The 6,329-nt window shown below is 64.1% G+C and carries 3 protein-coding genes, 1 tRNA gene and 1 pseudogene; 2 read left to right on the forward strand and 3 right to left on the reverse strand.

Annotation, left to right across the window (positions count from 1 at the left end; all coding sequences use genetic code 11):
• Positions 1-938 (reverse strand): annotated as a pseudogene (locus tag ACYVDE_RS12270) (protease); the annotation flags it as partial.
• A 217-nt stretch (positions 939-1,155) separates the two neighbouring features.
• Entirely contained in the window at positions 1,156-2,661 is a 1,506-nt protein-coding gene (locus ACYVDE_RS12275; protein WP_460501836.1) for a malate:quinone oxidoreductase, read from the reverse strand.
• A gap of 132 nt (positions 2,662-2,793) precedes the next feature.
• Here ACYVDE_RS12275 and ACYVDE_RS12280 point away from each other — a divergent pair, with 132 nt between their 5' ends.
• The gene (locus tag ACYVDE_RS12280; protein ID WP_460501837.1) at positions 2,794-3,879 is read left to right on the forward strand and encodes an asparaginase; all 1,086 of its coding nucleotides are present in this window, start codon (positions 2,794-2,796) and stop codon (positions 3,877-3,879) included.
• Positions 3,880-3,997: 118 nt separating this feature from the next.
• Positions 3,998-4,088, forward strand: a tRNA-Ser gene (locus ACYVDE_RS12285).
• A 138-nt stretch (positions 4,089-4,226) separates the two neighbouring features.
• On the opposite strand, the gene ACYVDE_RS12290 is transcribed toward ACYVDE_RS12285, so the two are convergent.
• Positions 4,227-6,329 (reverse strand): ATP-binding protein (locus ACYVDE_RS12290; protein ID WP_460501838.1); only part of this gene is annotated, 2,103 nt, incomplete at its 5' end.

A 6,329-nucleotide genomic window follows, 5' to 3' on the forward strand; every position in this document is an offset into this window, starting at 1 on the left:
GAGATGGCCGCCCCGCGCAACATGCCGGCCACGCTGCGGTACTGCGGCCGCAGCGCCAGCACCTCGGGCGCAATGCTGATGTGCAGGTCAGTGGTCTGGCCCGAGCCGGTGTTCAGCACGTGCAGCCGCCCGGCCTGCTCGTACACCAAATCGGTGCCCTGGCCGCTCAGCGCCTTCACGTCGTAATCGGTGTGGCGCGTCAGCTGGCTTACTTTTTTGGTGGCCGGGTCGTACACGAACACGTTGTTGGTGCGGGCCCGGTCGCTCAGGAAATACACCTTGCCGCCCAGCCACAGCGGGCTGGTATCGGTGGCGTTTTCGTGCGGAATCTCCTCGGTGGCCAGCGTCTGCAAATCCGTCAGCCAGATGGGGCCGGTCTGGCCGCCGCGGTAGTGCTTCCAGGTGCTGGTGGCGTTGGTGATGTGCGTGTGGGCCAGCGTCTTGCCATCGGCCGAGTAGCTGCCTTTCTCGCCCATCAGCAGCGGCAGGCGGGTGGGCAGCCCCCCGCTCATCGGCACTGTGAAGAGCTGCAACGAGCGCGCATACGCTTCCTGCGCGCCGCTGAACAGGATGCGCTGCCCGTCGGGCGTCCAGTCGCGCACCACTTCGGCCGAGGGGTGCCACGTCAGGCGGCGCGGCTGCCCGCCGCTCACGGGCACCACGTACACGTCGGCGTTGCGGTCGTAGTCGCCGGTGAAGGCAATGAACTGGCCATCGGGCGAAAAGTGCGGGCTGGTTTCCACACCCGGGCCTACGGTGAGGCGCTGCGGGTTCGAGCCGTCGCGGTTGGCCAGCCAGATGTCGCCGGCGTAGCTGAAGGCCAGCTTGTCGCGGCTCAGGGCCGGCTCGCGCAGCAGCAGGGTTTCGGCGGGTGGGGTTTGGGCGTAGGCCGCGCCAGCCAAGGCAAGCAGCGGCGCGAAGAAGTAGGTTTTCAGCATGTTTGCGCAGAATAGAGGTATAGCGCAAAGCTAGCTGGAAACGGGACTTTCGGTGGGCTGAACTGGATAAAAAAAGAACGTCATGCTGAGCGGAGGCGCAGCCGCAGCATCTCTACTGCATTACTAATCCCAATTGACAGGATTTACTATTGCGGTAGAGATACTGCGGCTGCGCCTCCGCTCAGCATGACGTTTTATATTATCAGCCCTGCGAAAGCTACGCCTCCAGCTGCAGCACCCCGCGGCTGTGCTCGCGCACGGTGGCGGCCAGCGCCGGGTTATCGGCCAGCTTCTGGCCGAAGGATGGCACCAACTGCCGGAACCGGGCCTGCCACTCGGGCGAGGCGGCCCGCTCGGGGTAGCATTTCTGCACCAGCTCCAGCATGATGGCCACGGCCGTGCTCGCGCCCGGCGACGCGCCCAGCAGCGCCGCGATGGAGCCATCGGCGGCTGTCACCATCTCGGTGCCGAATTCCAGCACGCCGCCTTCTTTTTTATCCTTCTTGATAACCTGCACGCGCTGGCCGGCCACTTCGAGCTGCCAGTCGGCGGGGTTGGCTTCGGGATAATACTCGCGCAGGGCGGCGGTGCGTTCCTCGGGCGTTTGCAGCACCTGGCCGATGAGGTATTTCGTCAGGCCCAGGTTGCGCGCCCCGGCGTAGAGCAGCGGCCGGATGTTGCCCAGCTCGATGGATTTGAACAGGTCGGTATACGAACCCTTCTTCAAAAACTTGGTGCTAAAACCGGCGTAAGGCCCGAACAGCAGCTCCTTGCGGCCGTTTATCTGGCGCGTGTCGAGGTGGGGCATCGACATGGGCGGCGCGCCCAGTGCGGGCTTGCCGTATACCTTGGCTTCGTGCCGGGCAATCACGGCGGGGTTCTGGCACTTCAGCCACTGCCCGCTCACCGGAAAGCCGCCGAAGCCCCGGGCCTCCGGAATGCCCGACTTTTCGAGCAGCGGCAGTGAGCCCCCGCCGGCCCCGATGAACACGAAGCGCCCACGCACGATGCGGCTCTGGCCGGTGGCCAAATCCTTCACCTTCACGCGCCAGATGCCATCGTCTTTGTGGCGGAAGTCTTCCACCTCGTGGCCGAGGTGCAGGTCCACGCCGGGCAGGCTTTTCAGGTGGTCGGAGAGGGCGCGGGTGAGGGCGCCGAAGTTCACATCGGTGCCCACGGCCATGCGGGTGGCGGCTACCGGCTGGCTGGGGTCGCGCCCGTCCATCACCAGCGGAATCCACTGTTCAATCTGTTTGGGGTCGGTGCTGAATTCCATGCCCTGAAACAGGGGCGAGTGCAGCAGCGCGGCGTGACGCTTGCGCAGGTATTCCACGTTGGCTTCGCCCCATACAAAGCTCATGTGCGGAATGCTGTGGATGAAGGCCGTAGGGTCGGGCAGGGTGCCTTCCTGCACCAGCGAGGCCCAGAACTGCTTGCTGAGCTCGAACTGCTCGGCAATCTTGTCGGCCTTGGAAATATCAATCGAGCCGTCGGGCCGCTCGGGCGTATAGTTGAGCTCGCAGAAGGCCGAGTGGCCGGTGCCGGCGTTGTTCCAGGCGTCGGAGCTTTCGGCGGCCACCGCGTCGAGGCGCTCGAAGCCGCTGATGGTGAGGCTGGGGTCGAGAGATTTCAGCAGCACGCCGAGCGTGGCGCTCATGATGCCCGCGCCGATGAGGATGACGTCGGAAACGGGTTTGGCAGGGGAGGAGTCGGTTGAATTCATAATCGGAAGTAACGTAACAGCTCCCATACGGGTGAAGTTGGCGCAGGGCTGCCGCCGGCCGCAAATGCGGCCCTGCATTCCGGCAGCATTCTACTGAAATGTTGCCCAACTTGCGGCCTCAAACTACACCCCATGCCCGACCTCAACCTGCCGCTACTGCCCCTGCCCACCCGCGCCGATGCCCTCGATGCCACCGCCCCGCGTCTGCTCATCATCTACACCGGCGGAACCGTGGGCATGGCCCTGAACCGCAAAGGCGGCCTGGTGCCCATGCAGTTCGGCCGCCTCGACCGCAAGATGCCCGAACTCACGCGCCTGCCCTTCCGGCTGGAGCTGCTGAGCCTGCCCGAACCCATCGATAGCAGCAACGTCGAGCCCCAGGACTGGCTCTACCTGGCCCAGCTCATCGGCCGGCACTACGCCGACTTCGACGGCTTCGTGGTGCTGCACGGCACCGATACCATGGCCTACTCGGCCGCGGCGCTCGGCTACATTCTCGAAAACTTGGGCAAGCCGGTGGTGTTCACCGGGGCGCAGGTGCCGGTGGGAGCCAACCGCTCCGATGCCCAGCGCAACCTCATTACGGCCCTCGAAATCGCGGCCGCCCGCCACCCCCGGGCCGGCACCGTGCGCGTGCCCGAGGTGTGCGTGTTCTTCAACGACATTCTCATTCGCGGCACGCGGGCCAAAAAGGTCGAAAGCCAGCAATTCGCGGCCTTTAAAAGCGAAAACCTGCCGCCGCTGGCTAGGGCCGGCATCGGGCTCGAATTCGACGACAAAAGCATCCGGCCGCTGCCCGCCGCCCCGCTGAAAGTCCACCAACAGATGGAAGCTGCCGTGGCGGTGCTGCCGCTGTTTCCGGGCATCACCGAGGCGGTGGTAGCGGCCGTGCTGGGCGTGCCGGGCCTGCGCGGCTGCGTGCTCGAAACCTACGGCTCGGGCAACGCGCCCACGGCCGAGTGGTTCCTCAATTGCCTGGCCGAGGCCCGCCGGCGTGGCGTGTGGCTCCTGAACGTGAGCCAGTGCGAGGAAGGCCGCGTGGTGCAGGGCAAGTACGAAACCAGCGCCCGCTTCGCCGAAATGGGCATCGTGGGCGGCGAGGACATCACCACTGAGGCCGCCATTACCAAGCTCATGTTCGTGCTGGGCCTGGGCCTGAGCGAGGCCCGCACCCGCGAGCTGCTCGCCACCGACCTGCGCGGCGAAATCACGCTGTAAAATCAATTGACAATGAGCAATGAACAATCAGCAATTGGGCCACTCGTCAGGAATTGTTCATTGCTCATTGTTCTTTGCTCATTGTTCCACCCTATCTTTGTGCCACGAACCACAACCTTGAGGGGTGTCCGAGTGGTCGAAGGAGCACGCCTGGAAAGTGTGTATGGGTCTCAAGCTCATCGTGGGTTCGAATCCCATCCCCTCAGCCAAAAGCCCGTTTCTGGTTCAGAAACGGGCTTTTTTATTGTTCTGGTGCATGGGTGTAGAGACGCATACTTGCGTCTCGTCGGCTGCGTCGTTCAACGATGAGATGCAAGTATGCGTCTCTACAGTCGCCCGCCATTCCATCACCGGTGCAATAGCCGGCGCAGCTTGGCATACAACTCGGCTTCTTCAAAGGGCTTGGCCAGGCAGTCGTTGAGGCCGGCGGCGAGGTAGCGCTCGTGGTCGCTACGAAAGGCATTGGCCGTGAGGGCCAGAATGGGCGTGCTGGCGCGTATCGGGTCGGGGTGCTGGCGCAGGTGGGTTGTGGCTTCTACGCCGCTCATACCGGGCATTTGAATGTCCATGAGCACGGCATCGAAGGGGCCGGCGGTTTCGAACAGCTGCAGGCCTTCGGGACCGTCTTCGGCTTCCAGCACCTCAATGCCCCAGTTTTGCATGGTCCAGGCCGCCACCATGCGGTTGATTTCATTGTCTTCGATGAGCAGCACGCGAGCGCCTTGCAGCAGGCCGGTATCGTAGCTGTCGGCCGGAATGGGTTCGGGCGTCTGTTGCGTGGCCTTGGGCAGCGTGAGCGAAAACGCAAACGTGCTGCCCTGGCCGGGAGTGCTGTCGACGGTGAGCGTGCCGTTCATCTGCTCCACCAGGGCGCGGCTGATGCTCAGGCCCAGCCCGGTGCCGCCAAACTGCCGGGCGGTATCGGCATAGGCCTGGGTGAAGCTCTCGAAGATGCGGGCCACTACTTCGGGAGCCATTCCCACGCCGGTATCGCGCACGTCGAAGCGCACGGTGAGGGCATCGGCAGTTTCGGCCAGGGCCTCACTCGTCACGAGTACCTGCCCACCGGCGGGCGTGAACTTGATGGCATTGCTGACCAAGTTGAGCAGCACTTGGTTGAGCCGATGCGCGTCACCGATAACGGGCGGGTAGGAAGTGGCGGGCTGGTGCATCACGCAGGCAATGCCTTTTTCGATGGCTTGCAGCGAAAGTGGTTTCACAGCCTCCTGAATGGAGGCGCAAATGTCGAATGGCTCGAAGTTCAGCTCCAGCTTGCCCGAGGTGATTTTGGCCATGTCGAGCACATCGTTCAGCACGGCCAGCAGGTGCTGCCCCGAGCCCCGGATGATGCGCACATACTCGCGCTGCTCGGGCGTGAGCGAGGTTTTGGCGAGCAGGTTGGCTACGCCCAGCACCCCGTTCATGGGCGTGCGAATTTCGTGGCTCATGTTGGCCAGGAAATTCTCGCGGGCGCGCACGGCGGCTTCGGCGGCTTCTTTGGCGTGCTTCAACTCTTTGCTGGCCAGCACCCGCTCGGTGATGTCGTGCCCATGCGATACGATGTATGGCTCCTGGCCGGGCTCGCGCACCACGTAATTGTGGTAGTGCAGGTAGCGCCGCTGGTCGCTGCCGCGCGGGTACACAGGCAGCACGCCTTCGGCCTCGCCGGTGCGGGCCAGGTGTTCGAGGTAAAGGCCGAAGCCTTCGCGGTCTTCCCCCGTCATATGGGCCGTGACGGAGGTACCCACCATGGCGGTGGCATCTTCGCGCAGCAGGCGGGCCAGGGCCGGGTTCACGGTGATGACCATTCCCTGCATATCGCAGGTCCCAATCAGGGCCTGGCCGTAGGTCATCAGGTCACGGTATTGCTTTTCGCTGCGCTCCAGGGTGTGCTGCACCTGCTTGAGCGGCGTAATGTCGGTGCTCACGGCCAGCACTTGCACGGTACCGTCGGGCCGGTACAGGGGGCGGCGCACGGCGTAAAAACAGCGCGTGCTGCCGTCGCTGAGCGTGAGGGTCTCCTCCAGCGTTACTTCCTTGCCCGAAGCCAATACCTGCGCGTCGAGCTCGGACGAGCGGTCGAATTCGGCCTGCGTTTGCGGCGGCAGGGGGCGGGGGCCGTTGAAGGGCGACATCTCCCAGTAGGTGTGCATGGCCTGGTTGCCAAATACCAGCTGCTGCTCGGCGTCGCGCACCATCACGGCCGACGGAATGGTATCGAGTACCTGCTCCATAAACTGCTGATGTTCGCGGAGTTGTCGGCGGGCCGCTTCGCGCTCGGTTACGTCCGAGAAATACAGGTTAGCGTAGCTGCCCTGGGCGAAAGGCACCACGAAGACGTCGAAAATCTGCTTGTCGATAACGACCTCTTCGCGGTGCTCGCCGTTTTGCTGCAGGGCCGTCTGCACGCCCGCCCGCAGCTGGCGCTGCACGCGCACCTGGTCGGCCCG

Source organism: Hymenobacter agri (genome assembly GCF_054778495.1).

Excerpts from the sequence above, each read along its gene's own strand:
- ACYVDE_RS12275 (WP_460501836.1), bottom strand. The coding sequence starts at position 2,661 with ATGAATTCAACCGACTCCTCCCCTGCCAAACCCGTTTCCGACGTCATC.
- ACYVDE_RS12280 (WP_460501837.1), top strand. The coding sequence starts at position 2,794 with ATGCCCGACCTCAACCTGCCGCTACTGCCCCTGCCCACCCGCGCCGAT.